The organism is Rickettsia endosymbiont of Pantilius tunicatus (genome assembly GCF_964291875.1).
GTDB lineage: Bacteria > Pseudomonadota > Alphaproteobacteria > Rickettsiales > Rickettsiaceae > Rickettsia.
In genome coordinates this window covers 479,259-494,046 of sequence record NZ_OZ198175.1, presented here as the reverse complement: position 1 = coordinate 494,046, position 14,788 = coordinate 479,259, and the positions used below count along the sequence as shown (strand labels likewise).

The window sequence follows — 14,788 nt, the reverse complement described above, 5'->3', positions numbered from 1 at the left end:
GCCTTGATTACAGTAGTTTATGAATAGTTTGATTATAACATCATATGTGACTGGGAATACATATTTAAATATAAATGCCTTATTTATGGTAAAACAAAACATAATGATTTTACACTTAAAATGCTTGAATATGAGATATATTCCTTAACTTGATGCGTATGGTTCATAGAACTGTGTCAAACTAGAAACCTCTTCCAAAATTTAGCCTATTGGGAAAGTAAATATCTAGCTGGGAAATTGTCAGTGCCCAATTTGATACTGGCATGTTCCATTTAGCTATTATCTGTTTTATAGCACAAAATACTAACTTAAACAAGGCATTTTCACTGGTAAATGAGCCTTTGGTTTTAGTATATTTTCTGACCTGACGATGGAATCCTTCAATAGGATTAGTCGTGTAAATCAACTTTCTTACTTCGCTTGAATATTTAAAATATGTAGTTAAATTGTAACCGTCTGGGGAAGGTGGTCTATGAATAATAAATGAGGGATGGTAAGATTTCTTGATTTAATTAACAAGGGACCTCATATGAAGAGAAAGAGAACAGCTGTATCAAGAGAAGTGAAGGCTAGTATAATATCAGAATCATTTGAAGGTAATTGTAGTATAAAAGATCTTGCTAAGCAATATAAATTATCAACCACAACAATTTATAGATGGAGAAGAACAAAGAAAAATATCAAAAGACAAGAGCAGCAAGAAAATACACAATTTATAGAATTACATCCAATCACAGTATCAACAACATGCACTCTCAAGAAGGTAGAATTAATTTTTGATGATTATAGATGTTGTCTTGAAGGCAAGATGAATAGCAATCAACTTATAAAATTAATTCAATTATTAGAAGAAAGAGTATGTTAAATATTGGTAATAATAGTAAGATTTATAGTCCCTTTGGTGGTTAAAACCTCCATCTTCCAGATGGAAAAGCTTTAGCTTGCCATGTGGCGCCATGATGCGTTAGCATCATAAGCACCATGACTCAATACAGCAACAAATCACACACAGTTTACTATCATCGCTATCATATAGTGTGGATTACAAAATATCGATACAAGGTGTTAACCTATGATATCAAAAAGCGAGTGAGAGAAATTATTGCAGTAGTTGCAGGAGAGCTCAATATTAAAATAGAAAATGGAGTAATATCAAGCGATCATATACATATATTTGCCAATATACCACCTCATATTAAAGTGAGTGAATTTGTACAAAAAGCTAAAGGAAGATCGTCAAAAAAGATACAAGAAGAATTTCCAATATTAAGAAAAAAGTATTGGGGTAGACATTTATGGGCAAGAGGATACTTTAGTTCGACTAGTGGCAATGTGACTGATGACATGATTAATGAATATATTAATAGACATACTGATGCTCATGAACCAGCAATGACTACTAATATAAGACTGGAATAAGCTTTAGCTTGATTTGCGACTTCTAGTCGCTATAGACAAACTTTCATCTCTCAGATGAAAGTGATTGATTTATGTACAGGACACACAGATATGAGAAAATGATGTGGCTATAGTATTCCGGACAGTTAGTATGAGACAATATTAACAGAAAGGAAATACAGTATGACAAAAACAAAAATATATACTAGTGAATTTAAAGAATCAGCAGTTAAATTGGCAACTGAATCGAAGCGACCTGTTATTCAGACTGCAAAAGAATTAGGTATCAGTAAGAATACTTTATATAGTTGGATAGATAAATATTCTAAGCAATTTGAAGAATCAATAACAAAAGCAGACGAACATCTGTATGACGAATTACAAAGATTAAAGAAAGAGCTGGTGATAATAACACAGGAGCGTGATATACTAAAAAAGGCTGCAGCGTACTTTGCAAAAGAGTCCCTGTAAGGTATGCATGGATAAAGAAGCATCAAGATTATTTCTCAATTAATGTCCCCTTCGGGGATCAAAAATCCCTCGCCTTTAGGCGAAGGGAAGATATAATGAAATTGCTTTAGCAATGAATTTATATCAAGAAATATGAGAAGTTATAGAAAGAATAGTCATAGTCAGTATGATTTAAAAGTGCATCTTATATGGATACCAAAATATAGGAAGAGAATATTGATAGGCAAAGTATCGGAAAGGACTAGAGATTTACTGAGGCAGATTTGTATGGAACATGAAGTACATATAATTTCAGGGAAAATATCATGTGATCACGTACATATGTTTATCTCATATAAGCCGCAAATATCTCTTAGCAAGTTAGTACAGTATTTAAAAGGCATTAGCTCAAGAATTTTATTGCAAGAATTTACTCATTTACGAAAACAATTTTGGGGCAATCATTTGTGGGCTAGGGGCTATATGGCAGTCAGTTCAGGTAATATAACTGATGAAATGATACAGCACTATATTGATGAACAGGAAGGTGAACCTGTGAATGATGATCGATTTCTAATCGATTCCACTTTATAACCCCTCAGCTTATAGCTGAGGGTTGTTTAGTAGATTTTTAGAAAATGAAAAATATACTCCTTCTTTGTTATGGGAACACATTAAGAATGATTTTATCTTTTCATCTAACGGATATACAATATTTGATGATACGGTGTTAAACAAAAGGAACACAAAGAAAATAGAGGTTGCTAGATCGCAGTATAGTGGAGCTACAGGTGGAGTTACTACCGGTATAGGAGTAGAGAGTCTTGTATATTATAACCCCGATATTGATAAGTTTTGGGTAATAGATTATCGCATTTTTTCACCTGATCATGATGGAGCGACGAAACTAGATCACCTACTAAAGATGTTCAATAATGCTGTTTATAGCAAAAAGATTCCTTTTCAAACTGTACTTTTTGACACATGGTATGCTACACACAAAATTATGCAACATGTTGACTCCTTGGGCAAATATTATTATGCCCCTATTAAAGCCAATAGAAATGTTAGTAAAACGTGTGATTACGAGCCTTATAAAGCTGTTAGCAAGTTGACGTTTTCAGATGAAGAAATTAAGAATGGAATGGAGATTCATATAAAAGGATTTGCCAAAAATAAGCATGTTAATTTGTTTAACATTTACTGTTTCTACCAACAGAGTTGATTATGTTGTTACCAATAACAAAACTCAAAAATCTTCTAAAGCTGCACATGTCAACAGCGGTCGAAAAATGATACAGATTTTTAATATGCAACGGCTGAAAATTGATACAGTATCATAAAAAAATTATCTGATATTTAAGTCATAAGATTTTCCTCCTGTTTATTAATAATTCCTATTGGCACAAGACCAGCTTTCTTTTTATCCTTAAGCCTGAAACTATCACCTTTAATATTAAGTATAGTGGAGTGGTGAAGCAGACGATCTAAAATAGCAGCTGTAAGAGCACTATCCTGAGCAAGACTATTATGCCATTGTCCAAATGGAAGATTACTTGTAAGAATTATGCTACCCTTTTCGTAACGCTTTGCTATAACTTGAAATAACAGATTAGCTTGTTCTGGTTTTAACGGCAGATATCCAAACTCATCTATTATAAGTAATTTATATGGTAGTATGACTCTTTTGAATATGGAGTCCAGGTTTCCCTGATTTAGCCCAGTATTAAGTACAAGCATCAAATCTGCAGCTGTTGTAAATTTAGTCTTGATTCCACATTGTGTAGCTGCATAACCAAGAGCAATAGCTATATGGGTTTTCCCTACTCCAGAAGGACCAAGCAGAATAATATTTTCCTGTCTTTCTACAAAAGACAGAGACCTTAGACCTTCCAGAATCTTGCGTTGTATTCCTGTAGCAAAATCATAGTCAAAATCATCCAGCGTTTTAATAGCAGGAAAGCCTGCCATTCTGGTGAGTATTGATTTACTTCTATTCTGTCGTGCCAACAGCTCTGTTTTTAATATTGACTCAAGGAAATCCATATAACTTGAGTCTTCTTACTAGAGGATTGTGCAATATCAAAATAATTTTCAGCTATCTGAATAAGGTTTAAAGAGCGGCACAGCTCTTCTATACGTTGGTGCTGCAGGTTCATAATGCCTCCAGTATACTTTGGTATATGCATAGGGAATGTTGTAAGGAAACTGTAGAAAATTGTTGCCTTTTATCTTCCATAATCTCTAGTGCTGCAGGATGACTACCACTATAATCCAATGGTAGTGGCTGAAGATTGCTCCTTTCAAACTTTAATCTTTCTGCAGGTATTTCGCCTGTTGTTCCATGCACACGCCGATTTGCAGTATCACGCAACCATTTTAGTACCTCTGAATTTGCAGTATCCACATCCAACACTAACTCTGCAGTTTTTAATTTTGTTGCTAATGGATTATAAAAGCTTTCTCTTATATATCTGTTAAATCGCTCAACCTTGCCCTTAGTTTTTGCTCTATAAGGCCTACACACTTTTAATCGGAAACTGTAATGTTTGGCAAAATCCAGCATACCTTTATTAAAGCGGTGTATGCCAGGACCATATGTATCCCTATCCAGTATTACTGTCTTCATGTTGTCATACAGTACTTCTTCTGGCACTCCGCCAAAATATTCAAATGCCCACTTATGGCATTCTATTAATGTTACAAGCTTCTCATTAGTAACAAATTCTACATAGCTTGCTCGACTAAATCCTAATGTAGCCACAAAAGCTGATAGAGGCCTTTTTCCCTTACGAAATTCAATCCAGTCAACTTGCATCTGTTTGCCAGAAGCAGTCTCAAATCTTAGCATATCCTCCTGTTTAGCTGCAGGCTTTATACTCCTTAAATAATCCCTGAGTTGGGTCATCCCGCCTGTGTAACCCAACTCCTTTATCTCTTGAAACAGTACAGTACCAGGTAGTGATACAGGATGGGCAGATTTTATTCTGTCACTCAAGTAGTCTTTATATGGGGCAAGCTTTGTTACCAACTTTGGCCTATCCTTATATTTAGGGTTACCATCATATTTTAAATATTTACGTACTGTATTTACTGATGCACATACTTCTCTTGCTATACTTCTTGTCATTGTCAATTAGAAAGGGACCAGTAAATTACGTCAAAAAGGGACCACTATATTTAAAAATTTTTATGCCATATTACCTCCAGATTTATAGTTATTAATACGATAACTTTTACCTTTTATGTTTAGTATATGAGCATGATGTACCACTCGATCAATAATTGCATGAGTTAATACTTCATCAGCAAATATTTCATTCCATTTTTCAAAATCCTTGTTTGTGGTAATAATGGTAGATTTATTTTCATATCGTTTAGCAATAATATTAAAAAAGTCTTCTACTGAATGTTTTGGCAATTGCTTAAACCCGAGCTCATCAAGAATTAATAAATCAAACGATAGGAGTAATTTAACCTTTTTGTGATAACTATTATCTGCTCTTGCAATATGTAAATTATAAAGCATATCCGATACCGTAGTAAAATATACAGAGTATTCTCGTGTTAAAGCTTTTAATGCTAGCCCAATGGCAAGATGAGTTTTCCCAGTTCCTGAATCACCTATGAATATTACATTTCCCTTAGTATTAATATAATCACAAGTTGATAAATCACTTATTACTTTGGCATCAACACTTGGTTGGAAATTAAAATCAAAGTCTTCTAAATTTTTAGTTACCGGTAATTTAGCAGCACTTTTACGGCGACGGTAATTATTATCCTTACGGTTAGATTTTTCATCTTCACATAATAGTGATAGAAATTCTTTAAATCCTAGTTTATTATTTTGAGCATAAATAATCCTTTCATTTAAACTATTGACTATACCTGATAATCTAAAGCTTCGTAGGTCATTAAATAAGTTCTGCATTATTACCTCCAAACTCTGGTAATGGTAAGTTTACTGCATTACTATTTAAAATATTCTTAATTTTAGAGTAAGAACTTATACCATAATGTAGTGCTCTATGACAGGCTTTATCTATTAAGTCATCATTGTAAACCTTACGTAAAGAAATGATGCCTCTGGCACAACGTTGCCAATCATTCACTCTTGTTTGTTGTAATGATTCTAATAATAAACTGCAATTATTCCCTATCTGCTGCATTTGTTGTTGATAATGTTCACTATATTCTATAAAACCTGGGCATAGACGTTTGTGTTTGGCATAATGAGACGGATTAGTGGTAAATATCCCCTTGCCCTCTGTTCTAACATGTCTTGCTATTAAATCATTTTGTATAGAAAATATTTGAACAAGTTTTGGGGACAATTGTACCATTACATCACTGTATATATATTTTGCTGGTACAGAGTAATAATTATTATCTATGGTAATATGACAATCTTTTGCTACTTTTCGATTATGCCAAGATGACAAATCAAAAGTTTCTAATGGTAAAGGAATTAAACTACTTCTTTCCTCTTGCTCAAACAGTTCTCTAGGTATTCTCTTAGTAGTACCATGTATTCGGCTATTGACCTTATTTAACCAATTTGCAAGACCATGTGTTAATTCTTCATATCTATCAAATTTACGACCAGCAAAAAAATTATTTTTAACGTATTTTATTCCCGACTCAACTTTGCCTTTTTCTTGCGGTTGATAAACTCGACAAGGAGAAAGTAAAATTCCATAATGATCGGCTAAGCACTTATATTCCTTCTGATATACTGGCTCATAAAAATTGGCATCTACCACTCCAGCTTTAAGATTATCAAGTTTTATTACTTTTGGACTACCAGCAAAATAATTAAATGCATTGATATGACATTGAATCCATGTTTGACAACTTTGATCAAACACTACTTCATAATAATCAAGGCGACTATAGCTTAAACGCATATTAAATACATATGCTTTAACTCTACGCCCCTTAGAATTATACTGTAAGCCTATGTCACCAAAATCTACTTGTGCTTCCTCTCCTGCTAAAGTATGAAAACGAATGCAACTGTTATCCTTAATTTTATATTTTTTGATATAACGGGTCAAAGAAGTATAACTGCTTGTATAACCTTGATTTTTTAACTCCTCAAAAATTCTTATGTAACTTAGATTTTTTTCTAATAACTCAATTATTTTTTCGTGCCAAAAATCCAAAACTGAAGATCGTTCATAGATTGCTGGGGATTCTGTACCAGCCTCTACATAGCGGTTTATTATTTTTCGTACTGTTTTGCGGTCTGTTCTTGTTAGTTTGGCAATATTCCTTTGACTATTGCCTTGTTTATAAAGGGTGATAATTGTTGTATACATATTTATTCTTATCATTGTATCACTAGATATTTACTTGCTTAATTATCTAGTGAATATTGCACATTAACCTTATTAGGTCACACCAACTTCTCTGGTCCCTTTTTCGTGCAATTTACTGGTCCCTTTTATTTTAGCAATGACACTTCTTAAGCTTTTACCATGTTTATTCAATATTTTTATTTCCATTATTTGCTCCAGTATTATCATTATTCATTACCTCCTTATTCAGAAGATATTACTTTAATACTGTATCAATTTTTATCCGTTGCTCTGTATCATTTTACTTCCGTTGCTAACACACAAGATGAGTTTGGCTTGCGATGGGTAATTGAGAGCATGCATAGAGAAATTAAGCAACTGACTGGTATAGAACGTTGCCAATGCAGAAAACAGCGTATCCAACGTAATCACATTAGTTATGCATTTCTAGTTTGGGCTTTTCTCAAAAGAACTGCAAATAAAATAGGTAAAACGGTCTACCAAATAAAGTTAGGGCTTTTAGATGACTATATGCAACAACAGCTTCGTTCTCCATCTTTACGATATTTAGAACCAAACATAGCGTAAGTTTTGTATAATTGGTAAAATATCAGTGCCAGTGTACTGGAAATCTTTACCGCATGGTGGGGTATGTTCTGGAGAATTGATGGAAGAATTTTTACAGAAATTTATTAAAAATTTGGGTGTTGAAAAAATAAAGTATTTGCTTGCTGATCGGGAATTTATGAATAAAGAATGGTTAAATTTTCTGATAAATAATCACATAAAATTTGCTATTCCCTTAAAAAGAGATAACAAAATTCGCCTTGAAAAAAGTTTAAAAACTCTAAGCATTGTAAAAATATTTAATGATCTTAAAGCTTTAGAATATAAGGTTTGTAGCGGTGTATTGTGGGATAAAAAAGTTAATTTTGCTGCATATAAAAACGATAAAAGTGAACTAATGGTGTTGGTATCATCCATTGAGATTGAAGTTGATATTTTCGCTTTATATAGATATCGATGGTCAATCGAACGGTTGTTTAAGCATCTTAAAAGTGGTGGTTTTGATATTGAAAAAAGTCATTTAGTAAATTTGGACAGATTTGAGAAATTATTAGTGGTAGCTGCTATCAATTCAGCCTTAATAATCAAGAATGGATTAATACAAAATGCACTAAATCCAATTCGTATAAAAAGCTATAAAACCATTGAAAAATAACTATTTTCATTATTTACTTATGGCTTTGATTATATTAAAAATGCCTTCTATCAATCTATAATAGCTATAACTCAACTCATAGATACCTTATTACTACCTCCAAAAAAAGAGCTTTTTCACACTCTCAACGCCCCATTACAAAAATTGTAGGGTACTATGCTCTACGCCCCTTAGAATTATACTGTAAGCCTATGTCACCAAAATCTACTTGTGCTTCCTCTCCTGCTAAAGTATGAAAACGAATGCAACTGTTATCCTTAATTTTATATTTTTTGATATAACGGGTCAAAGAAGTATAACTGCTTGTATAACCTTGATTTTTTAACTCCTCAAAAATTCTTATGTAACTTAGATTTTTTTCTAATAACTCAATTATTTTTTCGTGCCAAAAATCCAAAACTGAAGATCGTTCATAGATTGCTGGGGATTCTGTACCAGCCTCTACATAGCGGTTTATTATTTTTCGTACTGTTTTGCGGTCTGTTCTTGTTAGTTTGGCAATATTCCTTTGACTATTGCCTTGTTTATAAAGGGTGATAATTGTTGTATACATATTTATTCTTATCATTGTATCACTAGATATTTACTTGCTTAATTATCTAGTGAATATTGCACATTAACCTTATTAGGTCACACCAACTTCTCTGGTCCCTTTTTCGTGCAATTTACTGGTCCCTTTTATTTTAGCAATGACAATATTATTATATAAATTTAATTTTTTGTAATTTGCAGTTATATTTAAACAATGTTTGTGTAATTGATTTGCAACTCTCGGTACCTTGAGATAAGTAGCAATAGTTAAGAAAAATTGTAAAGTCTCTAAAATTATTTTCCATCCTTTCTCAGGAATTTTAGCTCCGACTGTTTGTATATTATGTAATCGATCAAATAATTTAATTAATAGCAACTCTTTTTTCTTTTGCTGATATAATATTTTAACTATTTCTGCTGAACTAATTTTTTTATCATTTTTAACTCGTGTTAAATCTTCAACTTGATTAGCAATCTTGTGACCAAATTCTTGTATAATCATTTCTTTAGTAAGTAACGTATCTTCAATACAATCATGCAATATGCTAGTTATTATAATATCTGTTCTAAATAAATAATCAGAAACCATATATGTTACTTCTAAAGGATGTGAATAATAAAATTCTCCTGTTTCTCTTCTTTGCCTGCCATGATACTTTTTAGCAAAATAAATTGCTTTTTTAATTTTATTAAGATCAACTTTGTTTCTAGAAATCTTATTAATAAGCATGATCTTCGTTAATAGTCTTTTACTATATCGGCAATTTGATAGATATGTAACTTTTATTTTGTTTAGCTCAAGATCTATACTTTTAGGTTTTAACTTTCTTACAATAGGATCTATAGTTTTTTGATGATTTTCTTGACTTTTTGCCATATATCCTTCCTTACTATAATTTACTTAAGTGTAGCAAGTGAAGCACAATAATCAAGAAAATCATCATTATTAGTTAATACATAATCATTAAAACCTTATAAGTCTTAACATTATGTATCATAAATCAGATCATCAAGAAGAGGTAACTTAATTGGTATATTACAGACTATAGTAGTACTTTTACCTTTTTCACTGGTTACTTCAATCTCTCCATTTAGCTCATTAATTAGACGTTTTACAAAACTTAATCCTGATCCAAGTCCATTATATTGCATAGCAACATCAAATTTATCAATCTTTTCATGAAGATGTTGCCTGATTTCTTTAGACAGACCAATACCACTATCATGCACCATAAATTGGAATACCATTTCTCTGTTTTGTTGTTCTGATTCTGAAACGGCTGGACTAATAGCAAACATGTTCACTGTTACCACAACTTTACCTTCTTTAGTAAATTTAATAGCGTTATCTATTAACTGCTCTAATATTACTCCTATTCGATAAGTATCACTAATTATAGTATTTGTTAAATCATACTGAAAATTACAAGATAAATTTAATCCCTTACGTTGAGCTATTGGCATCGCTTTATCAATAATCTTATTTACCAGCTGTTTTGGATCAAACTTATTTAAAACTATAGGAGGTAGTCCAGAATTATTCTGTAGATAACTAAGTATATTGTTATAATAATCCAGTAATTCTTCAGCACAACTTACTACACTAGCTAGATAATCCTTTTTTTCAGGATTATCTTCTATTTCATAAAGAGCTGTTACTAATGAAAAAATCCCATTACATGGAATCTTTAATCCATGTACCATATTTTGCACCACATCTCTTTTAAATAACGCAGATTCTTTCAATTTATTATTTGCTTCTTGTAATTCTAATTTATATTTAATTATATCAGTATAATTTGTGATCGTCGAGTTAATGATATTCTCTTCTTGCTGATATGGTATTAATGTGACAGATATGGGAGATAATTGAAGATTCCAATTTGTTTTAGTAAGATTATGATTATCTTTTGGTTGATTTTGATTATTAATTGTCATAGCATTCCCTTGCTGTTAAAGTTAAGAAAACAGCTCAGAGGTTAAGGTGATAAAATTTTGTTGTTTTTAACTTAGCCTCTGAACTCAGAACTGCACCATACAGCTCTCAACAAGGATAGATATCACCACAATTCTTTGAAGTACAGAGGATTTAAGAGCTTTTTTGACAAACTTTGCACAATTTAACAAACAGCTGCACAAATGAGACAGTGCTAAATTGCTATTGTTTGCTTGCTCAACTTTTTATCTATTACATATAAATCAAAAGTAGCATTAATTATGCTACAAAAAAACATTAAAAATTCCTTCGAGTACAGCATTTTGCTGGCATTTAAGCCTATTTTATACTATAATTTATGGTATAAATATTTTAATCATAATTTCATGTCAGTAAAAACTTTAGATAAACCGCAACCATTCATACAATGGGTTGGTGGTAAAAGAAAAATTGCCGATCAATTAATTAAGTTTTTTCCATCACGACTAAATAACTACTATGAACCATTCCTTGGTGGTGGGGCTTTATTTTTTCAAGTTAGAGATAAATTTAAACAATGCTATTTATCTGATATTAATCTAGAGCTAGTAACGTCCTATAACACGATAAAAAAGAATCCAGAGCAGGTCAGTAAATTACTAGACTCATATAAAGAAAAACACTCGAAAGAACATTATTATCAAGTTAGAAGTAATAATGACAGTAATGACCCAACGAAGATTACTGCAAGATTTATCTATCTTAATAGATATTCATTTAAAGGCATTTACCGGATTAATATTGATGGAAAACCAGCTCAAACTTTCTCTGGTAGGAATTATAGTAAATCCGATATTGCCTTTAGATTAAAACAGTGTAGTCAGCTTTTAGCTGGCACATCTATTTGTGCTATGGATTTTTCTTTCATTGAACCACAAAAAAATGATTTTGTTTATTTTGATCCTCCTTATCATAAATCAGGTGAGAAATTTTATACTAGATTACCCTTTGATGAAAATGAGCAAATTAGACTGCGAGATTTTGCTACAGAACTCAATGATAAAAATGTTAAAATAATGGTTTCTAATAGTGACACTCCTTTTATTAGAAACTTATACAAAAATTTTAATATTAGTACTATTAAGGTTAAATATTCCATGCCTGAACATAATAAAATATCTGATGAAGTAGTTATTACAAATTATCAATTACCACAATAGCTTAGTTATATTCAAACTTGATTAATTCAAAGCAATAATCTTGTATCTTAAAAGCTTCTTCTAGATCTTGCATATGACGATTCCTAACATAATAATCATTAAAAGCTGTTGTTGATTTAAGGATTACCTTTTTGTTGACTATATCTTCCTCTACCACTACTAATTTACTTAATACCCCAAAATCAATATATTGGTTATAACGTTCAATAAGAAATTTCCGCACCCGGTACCATACTGAATTAGGATTTAATTGCTTGCTAAGCTGCAGTAGGTAATTTTGTTTTTCATCTTCAGTATTATTCTGCTTCGTTTTAAGTTCAGCAAATGGTATGATTTGTAACTGTCCAATATTACTGCCATAGATCACTTGTACTTGCTGTAGTATTTTATCTTGTGCATTTTCTGAAAGCGTAATATGTTTAAGCAGTTTTATTTGATAGCTATTACCTACTACCCCAATAAATGAGCAGGAGCTTAGTAATTCATAAGCTGTATCAGGATCAAAACTACCAACAATTTTACGTTTTAACTGAGCTTGCAAGCTAGTATCAAGGCTACTTTCTATCTTATCTAGATATCGCTCCTTAACTTTATGCACATTGCTAGATTTAAACTGAAACTTCTCACAATTAGCTTGAGTAGTTTCTCTCAGTTCATGAGCTAAGGCTTTAGCCATGTAATTTAAAAACACTTTTTTATGACCAAAATGATGTTCTGGGTATTGTTCTGCTAGTTTCAATAAGAGCTTGTTAATAAAAGTAAGATTAAATTCTCGATTTGATTTTATCTGTAATAAATCAGCCTCTTCTTGGGTTAAGGGATGAAAATCTGTTAATTTTTTTCTTTTGAACCAACTTTTATGATTAACGGTATTAATTGCTGCATTATTGCTACTTGATGATGTAGAGTCATATTTTTTAGAGATTTTATTAATAACTGCTTGTAGTGCAGTATTAATCCGTGTAGCACCTGTTGTGATATTAGCACTAGAGAAATTAGTATTATCAGCTTGTTGTTGATCGTTGATTGAGCTTGTTACCTTGAATTGTAAATATGCTGCAAGTTTTTGTTGTTGTAATTGAGTTTGGTTATTATGATTAAATTCATTTTTTTTATTTTGAAAAATTGTAGATTCGCTATATCTAGATTTATTAGATATATTTTTATTATTATCTATATATAAGTAGTTAGCGAAATTTCTTTCGGGTTGAGCTGAAATTTCTTTCGGGTTGGGGCGAAAAATTTTTCGTGTATGGTTGAAATTTTTTTCATTTTCAGCTGAAGATTTATGATTATAAGGCTGGAAATTTTTTGCTAATTTTACACAAGGAGTATTACGACATTTGATACCATATTTAATTATTGTTGAGGTAGAGAGATTGATGAACCCGGATTGTTCTAGTTCGAGTAGACATTGTCTTACTCTGCGTTGACAAACACTTAAGTGTTCTTCAAAGAAATGATAGGATTCCTGAAGTTCATCTATACTGTTGTTATAGTAGATTTGCATGCGGAAGACTATTAGAGATAGTAGCTGTCTTGCAGTTTTGCTTAAAATTTTACCATTATGAGAGGAAAGAGTACTCCATTCAGGCGGAATAAAATTACCGACAAAATTGTAGAATATAACAGAGCTATTATCACTATTGTTAATATTTAACTTATTATTAGAGTTAGAGGTGGAAAAAGAGGAGAATATATTATGCATAATATTTCTCCTTAATCTCAGTTATAGGAGAGATTTTGAAGAAATTATAGCTCTGATAATGCAATCTCAAAGGAGAATATAGGGAGCATAAGAATTTTTTGATAACAATATTAAACTGTGAAAGCCCTAGAGATAAGGTGGTGGGCGATAGGGGAGTTGAACCCCCGACCTTTACGATGTCAACGTAATGCTCTAACCAACTGAGCTAATCACCCTTATATTTTTAAATTCTATATTTATTGTATAATATTCTGGATTTCAAGCATTATTTATATTATTTTATTATTTATTTATTATGAATTTAAAATCTAAAGCTTTTGACTTTACTCAAAATTTTATTATTGCACTTGATGGTCCTGCTGCTTCCGGTAAAGGTACTATTGGGCTTATGCTTGCTGAAAAATTTTCTTTAAAATATGTTCAATCAAGTATCGTTTATAGGAAGCTTGCTTTGGATTGTATTAGTCAGAAAATAGATATCGCAGATATAAATAAAGTAATTGCTTTATCTAAAGAAATAGATATCACAGGTAAATTTGACTTAGAGGACGAAAATATAGGAGCCATTGCTTCGCAGATTGCCGTAATAGCTGAGGTAAGAGATAATCTAAATAAGCATTTAGTAAAGTTAATTAATACTACACCTCGAATTCTTATGGAGGGTAGAGATATAGGGACAATAGTTGCACCTAATGCCGATTTTAAAATATTTATAACCGCAAACCCTGAAGTTAGAGCTGAGAGACGATATAAACAGTTGCAAGCTAAAGGGAAAGCATGTATACTTGACGAGATTTTACAACAGATAATTTTGCGTGATAAAAGAGATAAAGAGCGAGAAGTAGCACCTTTATTACCGGCTTTGGATGCATTAATTATTGATACTTCCAAACTTTCACCCTTATCGGTTGTAGAACAAGTAACGCAGTTTATATTGCAAGAATAAAATAGCTTGGTGCTTATAGTTTATTTTATTTATTATTTATTAACCCTTTAAAAAAGATTATCTATTAGTTCGGCACCACTAATATTTACGAGAAA

16 protein-coding genes, 1 tRNA gene and 2 pseudogenes are annotated in these 14,788 nt (G+C 31.6%); 9 read left to right on the top strand and 10 right to left on the bottom strand.

From position 1 onward, the window contains the following. Positions 1-181: 181 nt before the first annotated feature. Positions 182-448, bottom strand: a pseudogene (locus ACICQC_RS02925) (transposase); the annotation flags it as partial. An 81-nt stretch (positions 449-529) separates the two neighbouring features. Here ACICQC_RS02925 and ACICQC_RS02920 point away from each other — a divergent pair. From ACICQC_RS02920 to ACICQC_RS02900, 5 genes are all read left to right on the top strand, one after another. After that, positions 530-865, top strand: coding sequence for a transposase (locus tag ACICQC_RS02920; protein ID WP_395477316.1), 336 nt, complete (start codon positions 530-532; stop codon positions 863-865). Between the two features lie 116 nt (positions 866-981). Continuing rightward, positions 982-1,419, top strand: coding sequence for an IS200/IS605 family transposase (gene tnpA, locus ACICQC_RS02915; protein ID WP_395477315.1), 438 nt, complete (start codon positions 982-984; stop codon positions 1,417-1,419). Between the two features lie 162 nt (positions 1,420-1,581). Beyond that, positions 1,582-1,869, top strand: a complete 288-nt coding sequence (locus ACICQC_RS02910; protein WP_395477314.1) for a transposase — start codon at positions 1,582-1,584, stop codon at positions 1,867-1,869. A gap of 132 nt (positions 1,870-2,001) precedes the next feature. Further along, positions 2,002-2,442 (top strand): IS200/IS605 family transposase, encoded by a 441-nt coding sequence (gene tnpA / locus ACICQC_RS02905; protein WP_095568239.1) that lies wholly within the window; start codon positions 2,002-2,004, stop codon positions 2,440-2,442. A gap of 22 nt (positions 2,443-2,464) precedes the next feature. Next, entirely contained in the window at positions 2,465-3,073 is a 609-nt protein-coding gene (locus ACICQC_RS02900) for a hypothetical protein (RefSeq protein ID WP_395477313.1), read from the top strand. Positions 3,074-3,207: 134 nt separating this feature from the next. Here the strand turns inward: ACICQC_RS02900 and istB (ACICQC_RS02895) are convergent. The 4 genes and pseudogenes from istB (ACICQC_RS02895) to istA (ACICQC_RS02880) form a co-directional block, all read right to left on the bottom strand. Then, a pseudogene (gene istB, locus ACICQC_RS02895) lies at positions 3,208-4,007 on the bottom strand (IS21-like element helper ATPase IstB). Beyond that, positions 4,004-4,978: an IS21 family transposase gene (gene istA / locus ACICQC_RS02890; protein WP_395477312.1), complete on the bottom strand. Its 975-nt coding sequence runs from the start codon at positions 4,976-4,978 to the stop codon at positions 4,004-4,006. Before istA (ACICQC_RS02890) ends, istB (ACICQC_RS02895) begins: the two are co-directional and overlap by 4 nt. Before the next feature lie 60 nt (positions 4,979-5,038). Next, a complete protein-coding gene (gene istB, locus ACICQC_RS02885; protein WP_341790851.1) occupies positions 5,039-5,782 on the bottom strand; it encodes an IS21-like element helper ATPase IstB in 744 nt (247 codons plus the stop codon). Further along, positions 5,766-7,172 (bottom strand): IS21 family transposase, encoded by a 1,407-nt coding sequence (gene istA / locus ACICQC_RS02880; protein WP_395476243.1) that lies wholly within the window; start codon positions 7,170-7,172, stop codon positions 5,766-5,768. The genes istB (ACICQC_RS02885) and istA (ACICQC_RS02880) overlap by 17 nt, the downstream gene beginning before the upstream one ends. Before the next feature lie 159 nt (positions 7,173-7,331). Between istA (ACICQC_RS02880) and ACICQC_RS02875 the strand changes: the two genes are divergently transcribed. After that, a complete protein-coding gene (locus ACICQC_RS02875; RefSeq protein WP_395477311.1) occupies positions 7,332-7,739 on the top strand; it encodes a transposase in 408 nt (135 codons plus the stop codon). Between the two features lie 79 nt (positions 7,740-7,818). After that, the gene (locus ACICQC_RS02870; protein ID WP_395477310.1) at positions 7,819-8,373 is read left to right on the top strand and encodes a transposase; all 555 of its coding nucleotides are present in this window, start codon (positions 7,819-7,821) and stop codon (positions 8,371-8,373) included. 154 nt (positions 8,374-8,527) lie between these two features. Here the strand turns inward: ACICQC_RS02870 and ACICQC_RS02865 are convergent, their stop codons facing one another. From ACICQC_RS02865 to ACICQC_RS02855, 3 genes are all read right to left on the bottom strand, one after another. After that, entirely contained in the window at positions 8,528-8,926 is a 399-nt protein-coding gene (locus tag ACICQC_RS02865; RefSeq protein WP_395477309.1) for a helix-turn-helix domain-containing protein, read from the bottom strand. Between the two features lie 72 nt (positions 8,927-8,998). Then, on the bottom strand, positions 8,999-9,781 hold the full coding sequence (locus tag ACICQC_RS02860) for an HD domain-containing protein (protein ID WP_395477308.1): 783 nt from the start codon (positions 9,779-9,781) through the stop codon (positions 8,999-9,001). 110 nt (positions 9,782-9,891) lie between these two features. Next, on the bottom strand, positions 9,892-10,842 hold the full coding sequence (locus tag ACICQC_RS02855) for a sensor histidine kinase (RefSeq protein WP_395477307.1): 951 nt from the start codon (positions 10,840-10,842) through the stop codon (positions 9,892-9,894). Between the two features lie 384 nt (positions 10,843-11,226). Between ACICQC_RS02855 and ACICQC_RS02850 the strand changes: the two genes are divergently transcribed. Further along, complete coding sequence (locus ACICQC_RS02850) at positions 11,227-12,039, top strand: DNA adenine methylase (protein ID WP_395477306.1); 813 nt, start codon at positions 11,227-11,229, stop codon at positions 12,037-12,039. Position 12,040: 1 nt separating this feature from the next. Here the strand turns inward: ACICQC_RS02850 and ACICQC_RS02845 are convergent, their stop codons facing one another. Both ACICQC_RS02845 and ACICQC_RS02840 read right to left on the bottom strand, forming a co-directional pair. After that, on the bottom strand, positions 12,041-13,747 hold the full coding sequence (locus tag ACICQC_RS02845; protein WP_395477305.1) for a hypothetical protein: 1,707 nt from the start codon (positions 13,745-13,747) through the stop codon (positions 12,041-12,043). A 138-nt stretch (positions 13,748-13,885) separates the two neighbouring features. After that, positions 13,886-13,962, bottom strand: a tRNA-Val gene (locus tag ACICQC_RS02840). A 77-nt stretch (positions 13,963-14,039) separates the two neighbouring features. On the opposite strand from ACICQC_RS02840, the gene cmk reads away from it, so the two are divergent. Continuing rightward, positions 14,040-14,693: a (d)CMP kinase gene (cmk, locus tag ACICQC_RS02835; protein WP_395477629.1), complete on the top strand. Its 654-nt coding sequence runs from the start codon at positions 14,040-14,042 to the stop codon at positions 14,691-14,693. Positions 14,694-14,788: the final 95 nt, after the last annotated feature.

Bases quoted from the DNA above. Each gene is read 5' to 3' on its own strand.
- ACICQC_RS02920 (WP_395477316.1), top strand. From the start codon at position 530: ATGAAGAGAAAGAGAACAGCTGTATCAAGAGAAGTGAAGGCTAGTATA.
- tnpA (WP_395477315.1), top strand. From the start codon at position 982: ATGACTCAATACAGCAACAAATCACACACAGTTTACTATCATCGCTAT.
- ACICQC_RS02910 (WP_395477314.1), top strand. From the start codon at position 1,582: ATGACAAAAACAAAAATATATACTAGTGAATTTAAAGAATCAGCAGTT.
- tnpA (WP_095568239.1), top strand. From the start codon at position 2,002: ATGAGAAGTTATAGAAAGAATAGTCATAGTCAGTATGATTTAAAAGTG.
- istA (WP_395477312.1), bottom strand. From the start codon at position 4,978: ATGACAAGAAGTATAGCAAGAGAAGTATGTGCATCAGTAAATACAGTA.
- istB (WP_341790851.1), bottom strand. From the start codon at position 5,782: ATGCAGAACTTATTTAATGACCTACGAAGCTTTAGATTATCAGGTATA.
- istA (WP_395476243.1), bottom strand. From the start codon at position 7,172: ATGTATACAACAATTATCACCCTTTATAAACAAGGCAATAGTCAAAGG.
- ACICQC_RS02875 (WP_395477311.1), top strand. From the start codon at position 7,332: ATGTTTATTCAATATTTTTATTTCCATTATTTGCTCCAGTATTATCAT.
- ACICQC_RS02870 (WP_395477310.1), top strand. From the start codon at position 7,819: ATGGAAGAATTTTTACAGAAATTTATTAAAAATTTGGGTGTTGAAAAA.
- ACICQC_RS02865 (WP_395477309.1), bottom strand. From the start codon at position 8,926: ATGTATACAACAATTATCACCCTTTATAAACAAGGCAATAGTCAAAGG.
- ACICQC_RS02860 (WP_395477308.1), bottom strand. From the start codon at position 9,781: ATGGCAAAAAGTCAAGAAAATCATCAAAAAACTATAGATCCTATTGTA.
- ACICQC_RS02855 (WP_395477307.1), bottom strand. From the start codon at position 10,842: ATGACAATTAATAATCAAAATCAACCAAAAGATAATCATAATCTTACT.
- ACICQC_RS02850 (WP_395477306.1), top strand. From the start codon at position 11,227: ATGTCAGTAAAAACTTTAGATAAACCGCAACCATTCATACAATGGGTT.
- ACICQC_RS02845 (WP_395477305.1), bottom strand. From the start codon at position 13,747: ATGCATAATATATTCTCCTCTTTTTCCACCTCTAACTCTAATAATAAG.